This is a genomic window from Streptococcus hyovaginalis DSM 12219, assembly GCF_000420785.1.
Classification (GTDB): Bacteria; Bacillota; Bacilli; order Lactobacillales; family Streptococcaceae; genus Streptococcus; species Streptococcus hyovaginalis.
On record NZ_ATVP01000009.1, the window covers coordinates 15,177 to 33,367 of the forward strand.

18 protein-coding genes are annotated in these 18,191 nt (G+C 39.2%); 16 read left to right on the forward strand and 2 right to left on the reverse strand.

Annotated elements, in window-relative coordinates; all coding sequences use genetic code 11:
* The first annotated feature begins 45 nt into the window (after nt 1–45).
* The 9 genes from G574_RS0107275 (at nt 46) to G574_RS0107315 (ending at nt 9,860) form a co-directional block, all read left to right on the forward strand.
* Complete coding sequence (locus G574_RS0107275; protein WP_029691613.1) at nt 46–912, forward strand: phosphate ABC transporter substrate-binding protein PstS; 867 nt, start codon at nt 46–48, stop codon at nt 910–912.
* A 10-nt stretch (nt 913–922) separates the two neighbouring features.
* Complete coding sequence (pstC, locus tag G574_RS0107280) at nt 923–1,858, forward strand: phosphate ABC transporter permease subunit PstC (RefSeq protein WP_029691614.1); 936 nt, start codon at nt 923–925, stop codon at nt 1,856–1,858.
* Complete coding sequence (gene pstA, locus G574_RS0107285) at nt 1,848–2,732, forward strand: phosphate ABC transporter permease PstA (protein ID WP_029691615.1); 885 nt, start codon at nt 1,848–1,850, stop codon at nt 2,730–2,732. Before pstC ends, pstA begins: the two co-directional genes overlap by 11 nt.
* A 16-nt stretch (nt 2,733–2,748) precedes the next feature.
* Nucleotides 2,749–3,552, forward strand: coding sequence for a phosphate ABC transporter ATP-binding protein PstB (gene pstB / locus G574_RS0107290; protein ID WP_029691616.1), 804 nt, complete (start codon nt 2,749–2,751; stop codon nt 3,550–3,552).
* A 12-nt stretch (nt 3,553–3,564) separates the two neighbouring features.
* Nucleotides 3,565–4,323 carry a phosphate ABC transporter ATP-binding protein PstB gene (gene pstB / locus G574_RS0107295; protein ID WP_029691617.1) on the forward strand — a complete coding sequence of 253 codons (759 nt, stop codon included), beginning with the start codon at nt 3,565–3,567 and terminating at the stop codon, nt 4,321–4,323.
* A gap of 22 nt (nt 4,324–4,345) precedes the next feature.
* Nucleotides 4,346–4,999, forward strand: a complete 654-nt coding sequence (gene phoU / locus G574_RS0107300) for a phosphate signaling complex protein PhoU (protein WP_029691618.1) — start codon at nt 4,346–4,348, stop codon at nt 4,997–4,999.
* 159 nt (nt 5,000–5,158) lie between these two features.
* Nucleotides 5,159–7,702, forward strand: coding sequence for a M1 family metallopeptidase (locus G574_RS0107305; protein WP_029691619.1), 2,544 nt, complete (start codon nt 5,159–5,161; stop codon nt 7,700–7,702).
* Between the two features lie 186 nt (nt 7,703–7,888).
* Complete coding sequence (locus G574_RS0107310) at nt 7,889–8,560, forward strand: response regulator transcription factor (protein ID WP_029691620.1); 672 nt, start codon at nt 7,889–7,891, stop codon at nt 8,558–8,560.
* Entirely contained in the window at nt 8,553–9,860 is a 1,308-nt protein-coding gene (locus G574_RS0107315; RefSeq protein ID WP_029691621.1) for a sensor histidine kinase, read from the forward strand. Before G574_RS0107310 ends, G574_RS0107315 begins: the two co-directional genes overlap by 8 nt.
* Before the next feature lie 81 nt (nt 9,861–9,941).
* On the opposite strand, the gene rpsT is transcribed toward G574_RS0107315, so the two are convergent.
* Complete coding sequence (gene rpsT / locus G574_RS0107320; protein WP_017769147.1) at nt 9,942–10,175, reverse strand: 30S ribosomal protein S20; 234 nt, start codon at nt 10,173–10,175, stop codon at nt 9,942–9,944.
* A 68-nt stretch (nt 10,176–10,243) separates the two neighbouring features.
* The gene (coaA, locus tag G574_RS0107325; protein WP_029691622.1) at nt 10,244–11,164 is read right to left on the reverse strand and encodes a type I pantothenate kinase; all 921 of its coding nucleotides are present in this window, start codon (nt 11,162–11,164) and stop codon (nt 10,244–10,246) included.
* A 126-nt stretch (nt 11,165–11,290) separates the two neighbouring features.
* Here coaA and G574_RS0107330 point away from each other — a divergent pair, with 126 nt between their 5' ends.
* From G574_RS0107330 to G574_RS0107360, 7 genes are all read left to right on the forward strand, one after another.
* Entirely contained in the window at nt 11,291–11,881 is a 591-nt protein-coding gene (locus G574_RS0107330) for a class I SAM-dependent methyltransferase (protein WP_029691623.1), read from the forward strand.
* Nucleotides 11,878–13,155: a pyrimidine-nucleoside phosphorylase gene (locus G574_RS0107335; protein WP_029691624.1), complete on the forward strand. Its 1,278-nt coding sequence runs from the start codon at nt 11,878–11,880 to the stop codon at nt 13,153–13,155. Before G574_RS0107330 ends, G574_RS0107335 begins: the two co-directional genes overlap by 4 nt.
* A 12-nt stretch (nt 13,156–13,167) precedes the next feature.
* On the forward strand, nt 13,168–13,830 hold the full coding sequence (gene deoC / locus G574_RS0107340; protein WP_029691625.1) for a deoxyribose-phosphate aldolase: 663 nt from the start codon (nt 13,168–13,170) through the stop codon (nt 13,828–13,830).
* Complete coding sequence (locus G574_RS0107345) at nt 13,817–14,206, forward strand: cytidine deaminase (protein WP_029691626.1); 390 nt, start codon at nt 13,817–13,819, stop codon at nt 14,204–14,206. Before deoC ends, G574_RS0107345 begins: the two co-directional genes overlap by 14 nt.
* Before the next feature lie 74 nt (nt 14,207–14,280).
* Nucleotides 14,281–15,333, forward strand: coding sequence for a BMP family lipoprotein (locus G574_RS0107350; protein WP_029691627.1), 1,053 nt, complete (start codon nt 14,281–14,283; stop codon nt 15,331–15,333).
* A gap of 269 nt (nt 15,334–15,602) precedes the next feature.
* Entirely contained in the window at nt 15,603–17,135 is a 1,533-nt protein-coding gene (locus G574_RS0107355) for an ABC transporter ATP-binding protein (protein ID WP_029691628.1), read from the forward strand.
* A complete protein-coding gene (locus G574_RS0107360; RefSeq protein WP_029691629.1) occupies nt 17,128–18,189 on the forward strand; it encodes an ABC transporter permease in 1,062 nt (353 codons plus the stop codon). Before G574_RS0107355 ends, G574_RS0107360 begins: the two co-directional genes overlap by 8 nt.
* The last annotated feature ends 2 nt before the right edge of the window (nt 18,190–18,191 follow it).

Sequence of the window (18,191 nt, forward strand, 5' to 3'; positions counted from 1 at the left end):
CACAGGTCACTACTGATAATTGATTTCGCTTGTCGGAGGAAAAAAATGAAAAAGAAGAAGCTTCTCACTTTAATGGGATTTCTTGCACTTACACTCCTTACACTATCTGGCTGTGCTAGTTGGATTGATAAAGGAGAAACATCAACAGCAGTTGGTTCTACAGCTTTACAACCATTGGTTGAAGCAGCAGCTGATGAATTTGGTAAACAGAATCTTGGGAAGTCCATTAATGTTCAAGGTGGAGGATCTGGAACTGGCCTTTCACAGGTACAATCAGGGGCTGTTCAAATCGGAAATAGCGATGTTTTCGCTGAAGAAAAAGATGGTATCGACGCTTCTAAATTAGTCGATCACCGTGTTGCTGTTGCGGGATTGGCTGTTATTGTCAATAAGGAAGTCACAGTTAATGATTTAACAACAGAACAGTTAAGAGATATTTTTTCTGGTAAGATTACCAATTGGAAAGAAGTAGGTGGCGACGATCTTGAGATTTCGATCATCAACCGAGCAGCTAGTTCTGGATCTAGGGCGACATTTGATAGCATCATCATGGATGGAACCAATGCTAAACAAAGTCAAGAGCAAGATTCAAATGGGATGGTAAAATCAATCGTTTCTCAAACACCAGGTGCCATTTCTTATCTTGCCTTTGCTTACTTAGATGATTCTGTTGAAACGATGAAGTTGAATGGTTTTGACCCTACACCTGAAAATGTAGCGACAAATGATTGGCCAATTTGGGCTTACGAGCACATGTATACCAAAGGTCAGCCAACTGGTCTTACGAAAGAGTTTTTGACGTATATGATGTCAGATGAGGTTCAAAATAATGTTGTAACAGCCATGGGTTATATACCAATGAATGACATGAAAGTTGAAAAAACTGCCTATGGCACAGTATCAGCAAAATAAAGGAGCTAAGATGAAGAATCAGGAACTAGCTAAGCAATTAGTGACACCTTCTAAAAATTCTCGTCTCGAGAAATTTGGTAAGATTATTACGTTTTTGTGTCTTGCCTTAATTGTTTTTATTGTCGCAATGATTTTAATTTTTGTGGCACAAAAAGGCCTGTCAACATTCTTCGTTGACGGTATCAATATTTTTGATTTCCTCTTCGGGAAAGAGTGGCAACCAAGTGTCAAGGGCCCAGATGGTAATCCTCTTTTAGGGGCTCTCCCAATGATTATGGGATCGTTTATGGTAACCATTTTATCAGCTTTAATTGCAACACCATTTGCAATAGGAGCAGCGGTCTTCATGACAGAGATTTCACCTAAGTACGGTCGTAAAATCCTTCAACCCACAGTTGAGTTGTTGGTAGGTATTCCGTCAGTTGTTTATGGTTTCATTGGTTTGCAAATCGTTGTCCCATTTGTGCGCTCTATCTTTGGAGGAACCGGTTTTGGTATCTTATCAGGGGTTTTCGTTTTATTTGTTATGATTTTGCCTACGGTAACTTTCATGACAACGGATAGTTTGCGCGCCGTTCCTAGACATTACCGCGAAGCGAGCTTGGCTATGGGAGCAACGCGTTGGCAAACCATTTGGCGTGTTGTTTTAAATGCTGCACGTCCTGGTATTTTTACGGCCATCATTTTTGGGATGGCTCGCGCTTTTGGGGAAGCATTGGCTATTCAAATGGTTGTTGGTAACTCAGCGGTTATCCCAACTTCTTTGACAACTCCAGCTGCAACCTTAACGTCTGTCTTAACCATGGGAATCGGTAACACCGTTATGGGAACAGTGCAAAATAATGTGCTATGGTCTCTGGCTCTTGTTCTACTTTTGATGAGTCTAGCCTTTAATACCCTAGTTAAGTTTATTACGAGAGAAAGAAAGAGAAATTATGAACGCTAAAAAAATGGATAAATTAGCAACTGGTTTGTTATATACCATTGCAGGAATTATTGTAACGATTTTGGCATCTCTCATTATCTTTATCTTGGTACGTGGGTTGCCACACATCAGTTGGTCATTCTTAACAAGTCAATCGTCTTCCTATAAAGCAGGAGGAGGAATTGGGATTCAGCTATATAATTCTTTCTTCCTTTTGGTGACGACCTTGATCATTTCAATTCCGCTTTCTACAGGGGCAGGGATTTACCTGGCTGAGTATGCAAAAGCAGGACGATTAACGAACTTCATTCGAACTTGTATTGAGATCTTGTCTTCTTTGCCATCAGTAGTTGTTGGTTTGTTCGGATACTTGATCTTTGTTGTACAATTTGAATATGGTTTCTCAATCATCTCAGGTGCCTTAGCCTTGACAGTCTTTAACCTCCCTCAAATGACGCGTACAGTTGAAGATAGCTTACGGACGGTACACCATACCCAACGTGAAGCAGGTCTTGCCTTAGTTTTGTCTCGTTGGGAAACGATTCTCCATGTGGTTATTCCAGAAGCCTTACCTGGTATTGTTACAGGGATTGTGCTTGCTTCTGGTCGTATCTTTGGTGAGGCGGCTGCCTTGATCTATACTGCGGGACAATCAGCGCCTGCTCTAGACTGGTCAAACTGGAACCCTCTAAGTGTTACGAGTCCAATTTCACCATTCCGTCAGTCTGAGACATTGGCTGTTCATATCTGGAAAGTAAATAGTGAAGGAACTATTCCAGATGCGACATTGGTTTCAGCAGGATCAGCAGCAGTGTTACTTATCTTTATTTTGATTTTCAATGTGTCCGCACGTTATATTGGTAAGAAACTACACGCTAAATTAACATCTGTCTAAGTGCTAAGGAGTTAACATGTCTGAATATAATTGGGATGAAAGACATATCATTACATTTCCAGAAGAAAACCTCATTTTATCAACAAATGATCTCCATGTTTATTATGGTAAAAATGAGGCTATCAAGGGAATTGATATGCAATTTGAAAAAAATAAAATCACTGCTTTGATTGGACCTTCAGGATGTGGCAAATCAACTTTCCTACGAAGTTTGAATCGTATGAATGATACCATTGATATTGCCAAAGTTACTGGTGAAATTATGTATCAAGGTATTGATGTTAACGCATCTGAGATTAATGTCTATGAAATGCGCAAACACATCGGAATGGTATTTCAAAGACCAAACCCATTCGCCAAATCAATCTACAATAATATCACCTTTGCCCATGAGCGTGCAGGTGTGAAAGATCGAAAAGTTCTTGATGAAATCGTTGAAACATCACTGAAACAAGTAGGACTTTGGGATAAAGTCAAGGATGATTTGCATAAGTCTGCTTTTACCTTGTCAGGTGGTCAGCAACAACGACTTTGTATTGCCCGTGCCATTTCTGTTAAACCAGAAATCCTCCTGATGGATGAGCCTGCTTCTAACTTGGATCCAATTGCCACTATGCAATTGGAAGAAACCATGTTTGAGTTGAAAAAGAATTACTCCATTATCATTGTTACCCATAATATGCAACAAGCAGCTCGTGCTAGTGATTACACGGGATTCTTCTATCTTGGAAATTTGATTGAGTATGATAAAACAAAAAATATTTTCCAAAATGCCAAGTTACAGTCAACAAGTGATTACGTATCTGGTCGATTTGGATAAGAAAGGAAAGATATGACAGAACCTATTTTACAAGTTCGTGATTTGTCCGTTTACTATGGAAAGAAAAAGGCCTTAAATAACGTCTCTATCGATATTTTTCCTAAGGAAATTACAACCCTCATTGGCCCTTCAGGATCTGGAAAATCAACCTTGCTTCGTTCCATCAATCGTATGGGAGACTTAAATCCAGAGTGGTCTTTAACTGGTTCCATCACTTATGATGGGCATAATATCTATAGCCCAAGAACAGATACTGTAGATCTTCGTAAGGAAATCGGAATGGTTTTCCAACAACCCAATCCATTCCCAATGTCGATTTATGAAAATATTGTCTATGGGCTACGTATCAAAGGTATCAAAGATAAAGCTATTCTAGATGAAGCAGTTGAGAAATCATTGATCGGTGCTTCCATGTGGGATGAGGTCAAGGATCGTCTTAACGATTCAGCACTTGGTTTATCTGGAGGACAACAGCAACGTGTGTGTGTTGCTCGTGTTTTGGCAACTAGTCCGCGTATTATTTTGCTAGATGAGCCAACATCTGCTCTTGATCCAATATCAGCAGGAAAAATCGAAGAAACCCTTTATGGTCTTAAAGAGGATTACACTTTGGTTGTTGTGACAAGATCAATGCAGCAAGCATCGCGAATTTCAGATCGAACTGGCTTTTTCCTAGATGGTGAGTTGGTAGAATACAATGATACCAAGACCATGTTTATGAAACCAGCGCATAAAGAAACAGAAGATTATATTACAGGTAAATTTGGCTAGTCCATAAAAGAGAGAGGTGTCTATGTTACGTACACAATTTGAAGAAGAATTAGACAAATTAAACAACCAGTTTTACGCTATGGGGACTGAAGTACTAGCACAAATTAATAAAAGTGTTCGTGCATTTGTCAGTCATGATCGTGACCTTGCCCAAGAAGTTATTGATGAAGATGAAGTTGTCAATAATTACGAAACTAAGCTTGAGAAAAAATCTTTAGAAATTATCGCCTTACAGCAACCCGTTTCGCAAGACTTAAGAACAGTTATTACCGTTTTGAAAGCCTCAAATGATATTGAGCGTATGGGAGATCATGCTTCAGCAATCGCTAAGGCAACCATCCGTATGAAAGGTGAGGAGCGCGTTCCTCAGGTTGAAGCTGAAATCAGCAAAATGGGCAAAGCTGTTAAGCGCATGTTAGAAGATGCCTTGAATGCTTATATCACAGGTGATGATGCTATTGCCCGTGAAGTTGCTGTCAAAGATGAAGAAATCGATGAATATTTTAGAAATATTCAGCATCAAGCTGTTGAAAGTATTCGTCAGAATCCAGAGGCAGCATTTGCCGGTAAAGAATATTTCCAGGTGCTCATGTACCTAGAACGTATTGGAGATTACGCACGCAATATCTGTGAGTGGGTCGTTTACCTAAAAACTGGTAAGATTATCGAATTATAAGATTAAATATGATATAATAAAGGGCGTTCAACAAAACGTCCTTTATGTTTTGATTGCAGATAGGACGTTGTTGAGAACACAGCATTCTTAACGATACTTGATAAGAATGCTGTGGAATATTACTAAGGGGACGACGTTTCCCCGACAGTAAGGAGTTTTATGAAAGTAGTAGAACATTTAATTGAAACCTTTATTCCCGAAAATTATAATCTGTTTCTTGATTTAAATCGTGATGAAAAGGTTTTTTCAGGAAATGTCGCCATTAGTGGTGAAGCTTTGGACAACCAAATGGCTTTGCATCAAAAAGATTTGCATATTGAATCTGTAAAGCTTGATAATGAACCTCTTGTTTTTGTTATTGATAATGATAACGAATGTGTTCGTATTGATTTGCCTGAAACGGGCATCATGACTCTTGTCATCGAATTTTCTGGTAAGATTACGGACAATATGACAGGTATTTATCCTTCTTATTACACTGAAAATGGTGTCAAAAAAGAAATCATTTCCACTCAGTTTGAAAGTCATTTTGCTCGTGAAGCATTTCCTTGTATTGATGAACCGGAAGCTAAAGCAACTTTTGACTTATCCTTAAAATTTGATCAAAAAGATGGCGAGCTTGCATTATCCAATATGCCTGAAGCCAATCCTGAACTTCGACAAGAAACAGGTGTGTGGAGCTTTGAGACAACACCTCGCATGTCGTCTTATCTACTAGCGTTTGGATTTGGGGATCTCCAAGGGAAGACCCAAACTTCTAAAAATGGAACAGAAGTAGGCATCTTCTCAACCAAGGCACATTCTTTAAAATCATTAGATTTTGCGCTCGATATAGCTGTACGAGTGATTGATTTTTATGAAGAGTATTTTGGGGTAGCCTATCCTATACCTTTGTCATATCATTTAGCCTTGCCTGATTTCTCAGCGGGAGCCATGGAAAACTGGGGATTGATTACTTACCGCGAGATTTACTTGCTTGTTGATGAGAACTCTACCGTTGCCAGTCGTCAACAAGTTGCCCTCGTTGTTGCCCATGAGTTGGCTCACCAATGGTTTGGTAACTTGGTAACCATGAAATGGTGGGATGATCTTTGGTTAAATGAGAGCTTTGCTAATATGATGGAATATGTGGCCATAGATGCTATTGAGCCTGACTGGCATATCTTTGAAGATTTCCAGACCAGTGGTGTACCACATGCCTTAAAACGTGATGCAACAGATGGTGTCCAATCGGTCCACGTTCAAGTCAATCATCCTGACGAGATTAATACTCTCTTTGATGCAGCCATTGTTTATGCTAAAGGTAGTCGCTTGATGCACATGCTGAGACGCTGGTTAGGAGATGAAGCTTTTGCAACTGGTTTAGGTGCTTACTTTAAGAAGCATCAATATCAAAATACAGTGGGATATGACCTATGGCGTGCCTTATCGGATGCCTCAGATAGAGATGTCGCTAGTTTTATGGACTCATGGTTAGAACAACCAGGCTACCCAGTAGTATCAGTTGAGGTTGTGGATGATCAGTTGGTGATTCGTCAAGAGCAATTTTTCATTGGTCAGGGGGAGGATGCTGGACGACTTTGGCAGATCCCACTCAACAGCAATTGGACTGGTTTACCGGATATGTTGACAGAAGCTCAGGTGGTAATTCCTAGTTATGCTGAGTTAGCTAGTCAGAATCAGGGGGCTTTGAGATTAAACACAGAAAATACAGCTCATTATATCACTCATTATAAAGGTGACGTTTTAGAGTCTGTGTTATTAGAATTGGAAGCTCTTGATGCTATTAGCCAGTTACAAGTCGCTGAAGAAAGACGCTTGCTAGCTGAGGGAGGACGCATTTCATTTGCTGATTTGATCCCTCTCTTGAGACGATTAGCCAAAACCAATGCCTATGTTGTGATTGCGGCGATTAGCGCTATTCTTGAAACATTGGATAAATTTATTGATGAGGGTTCGGAAGAAGAAGCTGCTAAGCATCTCTTGGTTCGCGAAATTTTCCATGAACACTACCAACGGTTAGGTTTCCTTCCAAATGAAGGCGAGTCTGATGAGGACGAGATGATTCGCCAGATCGTTTTAGCACATCTCATTGAGGCCAAAGATCCAGAAGTCATGATGGAAGCCAATCGATTGTTCGAACATTATCATAGTAATTTAGAAGCCATACCGGCTGCGATTCGCACCTCCTTGTTGGTTAATGCTTTTAAAACTTCGGAATCTGATGATTTATTGGCTGAGTATACGGATTACTATGTTAAAACAAACGATGGTACCTTTAAACGTCAGTTGACTCAAGCGATGGCCTATACTAAATCAGAGGAACATCTGGAGGCGATTCTGTCTTATCTACAAAATAAGGACATTGTAAAACCACAAGATTTGTCATCTTGGTATGCTGCCTTATTAAAACATGACTTCGCACAAGAAACGGTTTGGAATTGGTCGAAAAATCACTGGGACTGGATTAAATCTGCTCTTGGTGGAGATATGAGTTTTGATGCTTTTGTTATTATTCCGTCACGGATCTTTAAGACTCCACAAGCCTTAGAAGAGTATAAAGCTTTCTTTGAACCACAACTAAGTGATATGGCACTTAGCCGTAATATTGCTATGGGGATTAAAGAAATCACTGCGAGAATTGACTTAATTGCTAAAGAAAAAGAAGCGATATCTATCACTCTTTTAGAACATAGATTTTAAACGAAACGCTATGAAACTCTCCCTGAAAGGTTTCATAGCGTTTTTCAATTTAGGTAATCTTAAGTTACAGTTGCTACAGTATACTTAATAATCCCACGAAACAGGTTGGCGGATACTTTTTTAAGGAGAGTAGTGGTCGGTATCTTGTTTTTGAGATATAATAGGTTTACCAAAAGGAGAGACAAGATGATAAAATTATTATTAGTGGAAGATGATTTGAGTTTATCCAATTCTGTATTTGATTTTTTAGATGATTTTGTTGATGTCATGCAGGTTTTCGATGGAGAAGAAGGGCTTTATGAAGCAGAATCGGGGGTCTATGATTTAATCCTGCTTGATTTGATGTTACCTGAAAAAAACGGTTTCCAGGTTCTCAAAGAGTTGCGTGAAAAAGGGATCACGACACCCGTTTTAATCATGACTGCCAAGGAAAGTTTAGATGATAAAGGGCACGGCTTTGAGCTAGGGGCTGATGACTATCTGACCAAACCCTTCTATTTAGAAGAGTTGAAAATGCGTATCCAAGCCCTTTTGAAACGTTCCGGAAAGTTAAGCAATACTAATATTGAATACGGTAACATCACTGTGGATACTGCTATTAATAAGGTGACGGTTGATGGTCAGGAAGTGGAATTATTGGGCAAAGAGTTTGATCTTCTCATGTATTTCTTACAAAATCAAAATGTCATTTTGCCCAAAACACAAATTTTTGACCGCCTTTGGGGTTTTGATAGCGATACAACGATTTCTGTTGTTGAGGTATATGTGTCTAAAATTCGGAAAAAACTCAAAGATACAACCTTTACAGAAAATCTGCAAACCTTAAGAAGTGTTGGTTATATTTTAAAAGATGCGTAAATACATAAAAAAGAAAATCAAATCAGATAACTTTAACCCCTTTCTTCACTTTGCCGCTGTTTTTACGATTATCTTTTTGGTGATGACCATTATTATTATTCAGATCATGCGACTAGGGCTTTATTCTTCGACAGATAATAGTTTAAAAAAAGCAAGAGCGGTGGTTCCAGCCTATATTCAGATGACCATGTCGCGTACCACTGTGGTAACTTCTGATGATTATGATGAACCGCTGGTTATCAATCCTGGTAAAATAAATCCCAACGACAACCTTGCAGCCGCATTAGATGTGATTGTTTACGATGCCGATGGGAATATCTTGAATCCCTTTGATGCCTACTCAGAATTTTCTTACGTAGGACTGAAGAAATCAGAACTTAATAGTATTGTCAAAAAGAACCTTCTTAATGCCTATGGGCACTCGGAGACCTATCGTAGCTTGACATTAGAAGTTTCGGATCTAGCCTATCCACAAGTCCGCTACATTAGTTTTTTAGCCAGTACGAGACAGCTAGATGAAGCCTTCGATCGCTATGTTCAGGTAGTTGTTCGCGTTATGATAATTTTTTGGTTTATTTCGGTAATAACAAGCGTTTATCTCGCTAAATGGAGTCGGCGCCCTATTATTGCGAGTTATGAGAAACAAAAAGCCTTTGTCGAAAATGCTAGTCATGAATTGCGAACCCCTCTGGCTGTTTTGCAAAACCGTTTAGAAACCTTATTTCGGAAACCAAATGATACAATTTTAGAGCATAGTGAAAGCATTGCTGCCAGTTTGGATGAGGTTCGGAATATGCGATTATTGACAACCAATTTGCTGAATCTAGCAAGACGAGATGACGGCATTAATCCTAAAATAGAGCCTATCACTCCCGTTTTCTTTGACGATATTTTCCATAATTATGAGTTAATAGCAGAAGAAAGTGGCAAACAATTTCGATCTACTAATACTTTAGAGCACACCATAAAATCAGATAAGGTGCTTATTAAGCAATTGATGACTATTTTATTTGATAATGCATTAAAATATACTGCAGAGGATGGTGAGATTACAATCGCGGTATCACATAAAGATCGGCGATTAATGATAAAGGTCTCTGATAATGGTCCTGGTATCTCAGATACAAATAAATCTAAGATTTTTGATCGCTTCTACCGAATTGATAAAGCAAGAACGCGTCAAACGGGAGGGTTTGGTTTGGGTTTATCCTTGGCCAAACAAATTGTTGAGGCAATGAATGGTAAAATCATTGTTAAAGATAACATGCCAAAAGGAACTGTCTTCGAAATTCTCTTATAATGGCTTATTCGATCGGCATTGATGGCACTAAAGGAAGATGTAAAAAAAGAACTACCGAAAGGCAGTTCTTTTTAAATTTTATTAACCAAGTTTAGCAGCAAGGCGTGCTTTATCACGACTAGCTTTGTTTGCGTGGATCAAACCTTTTGATTTTGCTTTATCGATGCTAGATGAAGCAGCGCGGAAAAGCTCTTCAGTTGGATTAGCTTCAAAAGCTTTGATTGCAGTACGCATAGCTGATTTTTGTGCTGAGTTTTTCTCGTTACGTTTAACGTTAAGTTCAGCGCGTTTGATAGCTGATTTAATATTTGCCAAAGTGTCTCACCTCCATTTTTACTAACTCTATTATTATATAAGAAATCCCACGCTTTGACAAGCCTTTCTCACTTTTTGAGGTAAATTTCATCTATTTTATGATTGGCAGATTTATGTAAGATAACGTCAGCGCGATTCCTGGAAGGTTCAATGTAATCTTGTAAATTAACCAGATTAATCGTTTTCCACGTATCACGTGCAATATCAAGCACTTCGTTATGAGGAAGCTGCGTGAAGCGATGATAGTAGTTATTAGGGTCTTTTTCAGCGATGGTTAATAATTTTGAAAAACGTTCTAAATACCACGATTCAATATGCTCGACAGAAGCATCAATATAAATTGAAAAATCAAAGTAATCGGTCATATAGAGGTGTTCGTTTTGGGGATTTTGAAAAACATTGATTCCTTCAACAATTAAAAAATCTGGCGCTTCAATGGTTTGCAGCTGATCGGGAACGATATCATAAATTTCATGGGAATAGATTGGAATGCTGGCTGTACCATTGGTTTTAATGGCATCAAGAAAATTCAAGAGTTTAGGCATATTATAAGATTCTGGAAAACCTTTACGATTTAAAATGCCTTTTTCAACCAACTGTTGATTAGGGTATAAAAAACCATCCGTTGTCACTAATTCAACTCGAGCATCAGGATGGCTACGGCTTAATAGTAACTGTAATAAACGACTGGTTGTTGATTTCCCAACTGCAACAGAACCCGACACACCAATAATGAATGGGTGCTGGTAAATATCATCTTGTAGAAAGAGACTCTTTGAAAAAGAGAGGTCATCACTTGCTTTTTTATAGATCTTAATGAGGTTAATCAAAGGAAGATAAATGTCTTTGACGTCATTCAAATCAATCTTATCATTTAAACTACGAAGGCTTTCGAGTTCATCGAGCGTGAGTAGTAAAGGCTTTGTCCGGTGCAATTGTTGCCAATTACTTCTGGAAATTCTTTTAAAATTTAGTAAATCATGTATCATTATAAAACTCCTGTTGCCCATTATAACAGTAAAATGTCAAAATGAAAACCGTTTCAAAAAAACTAGAAGAAAATGTCAATCTATGGTAAAATATAGTTCGCACAAAAGAGGAAGAAAAGAGAAACTATGACGCAAATGTATTATGAGGAAAATCCAGAAAGCCAACATGATTACCATGACTTAAGTGTGACCTTATTGGGTGAAACCTTTCAATTTACGACAGACTCGGGCGTCTTTTCAAAGAAAATGATCGATTTTGGCAGTCAAGTACTCCTTGGAACACTTGATTTTGAGAAAGGCTCTACGGTACTAGATCTGGGGTGTGGTTATGGTCCTCTAGGGATCGCTTTAGCTAAGGTTCAGGGAGTAAAAGCAACTCTAGTCGATGTTAATAAAAGAGCTCTCGAACTGACTAAAAAGAATGCTTTAGCTAATCATGTGGACGTAGCAGTTTTTCAATCGTCTGTCTATGAGAACATTACGGAAAAATTTGATCATATTATTTCCAATCCACCGATAAGAGCTGGGAAAGATGTTGTTCATAAGATCTTAGAGGAGGCCTTTGATCATCTTAATCCTAAGGGCGATTTGACCGTAGTCATTCAAAAAAAGCAAGGAGCACCTAGTGCCAAGGCTAAAATGCAAGCTGTTTTTGGCAATGTTGAGACGGTAAAAAAAGATAAAGGCTATTATATTTTAAGGAGTACAAAATCATGAGGACAGTAGATTTAATCCAAAAAAAGCGTGACGGTTTTTCTCTAACATCTGAGGAAATCAAGTGGTTAATTGATGGTTATGTCTCCGGGGAGGTTCCTGATTACCAGATGGCTGCTTGGGCTATGGCTGTTTATTTCAAAGGAATGACCACTCAAGAAACAAAAGATTTGACCATGGCAATGGTAGCTACGGGAGAGCAGATTGATCTCTCGGCAATTCCTGGTGTTAAAACCGATAAACATTCTACAGGAGGAGTTGGCGATAAGGTAACGTTAATTTTGGCTCCCTTAGTAGCTAGTTTTGAGGTACCTGTTGCAAAAATGAGTGGGAGAGGTCTCGGTCATACTGGTGGCACTTTGGACAAATTAGAGTCCATCGCAGGATATCAAATTGAACGCAATCAAGAAGAGTTCATACAGCAGGTTCAAACGATTGGTTTATCAGTTGTGGGGCAATCTGATAAGCTTGTGAAAGCTGATAAGCTTTTATACGCCCTCAGAGATGTGACAGCCACTGTTGATATTATTCCTTTAATTGCAAGCTCTGTGATGAGTAAAAAAATCGCTTCTGGTGCGGATGCCATCCTACTTGATGTTACCGTAGGTGAGGGTGCTTTTATGAAAACGCTCGAAGAGGCAGAACAATTAGCGTCAACCATGGTTGCCTTAGGCAATGAAGTGGGACGTAAAACGGTCGCCGTCATTACCGATATGAGTCAGCCCGTTGGACAAGCCATTGGCAATCGCTTAGAAGTTCTTGAAGCATTAGAGATTATGCAGGGAAAAGGACGTCCTGATGTCACAGCGTTCATTTGCGAATTAGCACAAATCATGCTCAGTCTTGCGGGTAAAGAAGAGACGCTAGATACCATTAAACAGCATTTAGTCAGTGGTAAGGCATTAGCAAAATTTGAAGAAATGGTAGTAGCACAAGGCGGTGATTTGACCGATCTATATCGCCCATCATCTGCAGCATTTGTCACTGACGTTACAGCTGATGAGAATGGTTTCATTGAAGAGTTACCAGCTCTAGAATTTGGGCTCTTTGCTATGAGATTAGGAGCAGGACGAGCAGTAAAAACCGATTCTCTAGACTATGAAAGCGGTATAGTGTTCGCGAAAAAAGTTGGTGATAGTATTAACAAGGGCGAAACTATTGCTAAAATCTATTCAAACCAAAAATTAAGTGAAAACCTACTTACAGAATTTAAAAAAAATGTTAAAATAGGTTTGACAGAAAGCCAGCCAAAAGAAATTATAAAAATCATATCTTAGGAGATCATATTAATGGACATTAATCACTTAATTGACCACACACTTCTGAAGCCAGATAGCACACGTGACCAGATCGACCAATTGATTCAGGAAGCTGATGACTATCAGTTTGCAAGTGTTTGTGTTAATCCCACTTGGGTAAATTATGCTAGTGACAAGTTAGCGGATTCCACTGTGAAAGTTTGTACTGTTATTGGTTTTCCTCTAGGAGCGTCAACAAGTGAAACGAAGGCGTTCGAGACCAAAAATGCTATTGAAAATGGCGCCGATGAAATTGATATGGTTATTAATATCGGAGCCGCTAAAGATGGAGACTTTGCACTAGTTCAGTCTGATATTGCGGCAGTCGTTGAAGCTAGTGGAGATAAGCTAGTTAAGGTTATTATTGAAACATGTTTATTGACCGACGACGAAAAGATTAAAGCTTGCCAAGCTGCGGTGGCTGCGGGAGCAGACTTTGTAAAAACTTCTACTGGTTTTTCAACTGGTGGTGCAACTGTTCATGATGTTACCCTAATGCGCAAAACCGTAGGTCCTGATATTGGCGTTAAAGCATCAGGTGGGGCTAGATCTTTCGAAGATGCGAAGGCATTTGTAGAGGCAGGAGCGACACGTATCGGAACGTCTTCAGGTATTGCTATTATCAAGGGAGAGTCTGTAAGTGGAAACTACTGATTTAGTTGCTTTAGCACAACAAGCTAGCGAAAATGCTTATGTTCCCTATTCTCAGTTTCCTATTGGCGCTGCTGTTGTTACAAAATCAGGAGAAGTTTTTCAGGGATGTAATATTGAAAACATCAGCTTCGGATTGAGCAATTGTGGGGAGCGAACAGCTATTTTTAAGGCTGTTTCAGAAGGGCATCGAGAGCTTGAAAAGATAGCGGTCTATGGATCAACCAATGAACCAGTATCGCCATGTGGTGCTTGCCGTCAGGTTATGGCTGAATTTTTTGAGCCTAGCGCTAAAGTTATTTTAATTTCGAAAAATGGTAAGACAGTCGAGATGACAGTCGAAGAGTTGTTGCCATACTCTTTTACAGATTTGACATAATCTGTGTATTGTTAACCTTTAGGGGTTGTTAGCTCGCAACAGTGTTGCAATATTTTTTAGGAGGGTTCATTCAGATGAACAAAAAAATTATTGGTGTTGGATTAGCGTCAGTAGCAGTACTAACGCTTGCAGCTTGTGGCAATCGTGGAGCATCTAAATCAGGTAGTGGTAATGATGCTGGACTAAAAGTTGCTATGGTAACTGATACTGGTGGTGTTGACGATAAATCTTTTAACCAATCTGCTTGGGAAGGCCTTCAGGCTTGGGGTAAAGATAATAAATTAGAAAAAGGATCTGGCTATGATTATTTCCAATCAACCAGTGAATCTGACTACGCTAATAACTTAGATACAGCTATTTCAAGCGGGTATCAACTTGTATTTGGTATTGGTTTTGCTTTGCATGATGCTATTGAAAAAGTTGCTGAAGACAACCCTGATACAAACTTTGTTATCATTGATGATGTGATTGAAGGTAAAGATAACGTTGCAAGTGCTACATTTGCTGATAATGAAGCTGCTTATCTTGCTGGAATTGCTGCTGCTAAGACAACTAAGACGAAAAAAGTTGGTTTTGTAGGTGGTATGGAATCTGACGTTATCACACGTTTTGAAAAAGGATTCGAAGCAGGTGTAAAATCTGTTGACGATTCAATCGAAATCAAAGTTGATTATGCAGGATCATTTGGTGACGCTGCTAAAGGTAAAACAATTGCTGCCGCTCAATATGCTAGTGGCGCAGACATTGTCTATCAAGTTGCAGGTGGTACAGGTGTAGGTGTCTTCAGTGAGGCTAAATCTCTAAACGAAGGTAAAAACGAAGCTGAAAAAGTTTGGGTTATCGGTGTAGACCGTGACCAAAAAGATGAAGGTAAATACACTTCAAAAGATGGTAAAGAGTCTAACTTCGTATTGACTTCTACCCTAAAAGAAGTTGGTAAAACAGTTGAACTTGTATCAACACAAGCACAAGATGATAAGTTCCCAGGTGGTGACGTTACTGTTTATGGACTTAAAGATGGCGGTGTCGATATTGCAACGACAAACGTTGATGATGAAACCATAAAAGAAATCGATGCTGCTAAAGAGAAAATTATCTCTGGTGACATTAAAGTTCCACAAAAATAATGCTTTCTGAGGGGCTAGTCCCAGGTCTCGTCTCTCGTTATTTGATTGTTGAAAGACCTAAACGAAGTGGTTGATTAAGGTTTCGTTGGCATTTTACGCTCTACGACTCATTTCTGATCAACTGTGTGGGGGCGGGAAGACGAACTCTGTTTTCAATCGTCGAGTTCTTTCCCGCTCCTTTTTTGAACTGAGATGTTATGTCTCAGTAAAGTTCATCATTTTATGATGGATTTTAGTGATCTATAACTTCCATTGAAAGGAATGCCCTTATGACTCAAAATGTCATTGAAATGCGAGAAATTACTAAGGTTTTTGGTGATTTTGTTGCAAATGATAAAATTAATTTAAATTTGCAAAAAGGTGAGATTCACGCCCTACTTGGTGAAAATGGTGCAGGAAAATCAACGCTGATGAACATGTTGTCAGGACTATTAGAGCCAACTAGTGGTGAGATTGTGGTTAATGGTCAATCGGTGTCTATTGATTCACCTTCAAAAGCGTCACATCTTGGTATTGGAATGGTTCACCAACACTTTATGTTAGTAGAAGCTTTTACAGTTGCCGAAAATATCGTGTTAGGGAACGAAATGACATCAGGTATATCACTAGATATGAAGAAAGCTCATCAGGAAATAACAGAGCTGTCTGAAAAATATGGTTTAGCTGTTAATCCCAAAGCTAAAGTCGCAGATATATCGGTTGGCGCTCAGCAGCGTGTTGAAATTTTAAAAACCCTATACCGTGGTGCCGATATTTTGATTTTTGATGAGCCTACAGCTGTTCTGACGCCTGCAGAAATTACAGAGTTGATGTCGATAATGAAAAATCTTACTAAAGAAGGTAAATCCATTATCCTAATCACTCATAAATTGGATGAGATTCGAGCAGTTGCTGATCGTGTTACGGTCATTCGTCGTGGTAAGAGTATTGAGACGGTTGCCGTTGGCGATTCAACATCAGAAGAACTTGCAGAAATGATGGTAGGTCGTTCTGTTTCATTTACAACTGCTAAACAAGCATCTATCCCAGGTGATGTCGTACTTGCGATTGAAAATCTTGTCGTTGATGAGAATCGCGGTGTGCCTGCAGTTAAGGACTTGTCATTGGAAGTGCGTGCAGGAGAAGTGGTCGGTATTGCCGGTATTGATGGCAATGGACAAAGTGAATTAATCCATGCCATTACTGGTTTACGTAAAGTAAAGTCAGGCCATATTGCCATTAAAGGAACAGATATCACAAAACTATCATCGCGAAAAATAACAGAGTTAAGTGTAGGTCATGTACCAGAAGATCGCCATCGTGATGGTTTAGTTTTAGACATGACACTTGCTGAAAATATTGCTCTCCAAACGTATTACAAAGAACCACTCAGTAAAAATGGTATTCTAAATTATAATAAAATTAATGACTATGCCAAACAATTGATGGCGGAGTTTGATGTTCGGGGCGCTAGCGAATTAGTTGCTGCCAGAGGTTTTTCAGGTGGTAACCAACAAAAAGCTATTATTGCTAGAGAGATCGATCGTGATCCAGATCTTCTGATTGTCAGCCAACCAACACGCGGACTAGATGTTGGTGCCATCGAGTATATCCGTAAACGTATCATTGAAGAACGTACCAATGGTAAAGCTGTTTTGGTAGTTAGTTTTGAACTTGATGAAATTCTTGATTTGTCGGACCGTATTGCCGTTATCCACGATGGGCGTATTCAGGGAATTGTTTTACCAGAAATGACAAATAAACAGGAACTTGGCATATTAATGGCAGGTGGTGTGATTGAGAAGGAGGCAAGTCATGTCTAAAAAAATGCAACAAATTGCAGTTCCAATCATCTCTGTTATTTTGGGGCTGGTTTTAGGAGCAATTATTATGCTCATCTTTGGTTATGATCCGCTTTGGGGCTACGAAGGGCTTTTCCAGATAGCATTCGGTAGTGTTAAAAATATCGGTGAAATTTTGAGGGCCATGGGACCGCTGATTCTGATTGGTCTTGGGTTTACGGTGGCAAGTCGAGCTGGATTCTTTAACATTGGTTTGTCTGGCCAAGCGTATTCTGGTTGGATTGCTGCTGGATGGTTCGCTTTGACCAATCCAGATTTACCACGTCCTATAATGATTATCATGACTATCATTATTGCTATCTTAGCTGGTGGTATCGCTGGAGCTATCCCGGGGATTTTACGTGCTTATTTAGGAACTAGTGAAGTTATTGTTACGATTATGATGAACTACATCATTCTATTTGGTGGCAATGCGATTGTACAGCATGTTTTTCCTAAAAGCATTATGAGAACAACGGATTCATCTATTTATGTGAGTTCAAATGCGACTTATCAATCTGAATGGTTGGGAGCTTTAACCAACAATTCTCGCTTAAATATTGGTATTTTCTTTGCCTTTATTGCGGTAGTGATCATTTGGTTCTTGCTTAATAAAACGACTTTAGGCTTTGAAATTCGTTCAGTCGGGTTAAATCCTTATGCCAGTGAATATGCAGGTATGTCAGCTAAGAGAACGATTATACTATCTATGGTTATTTCAGGAGCCCTTGCGGGACTTGGCGGCGTCGTCGAAGGTCTTGGGACATTTGAAAATGTCTATGTTCAGAGTAGCTCGCTAGCTATTGGTTTTGATGGTATGGCTGTCAGTCTATTAGCTTCTAATCACCCTATTGGTATCATTTTTGCAGCCTTCTTATTTGCTGTTTTAAATGTTGGTGCACCTGGTATGAATATTGCAGGCATCCCACCGGAGTTAGTTAAAGTTGTGACAGCATCTATTATTTTCTTTGTTGGAGCTCATTACTTGATTGAGCGTTTCATCAAACCCAAAAAACAAGTGAAAGGTGGTAACTAATC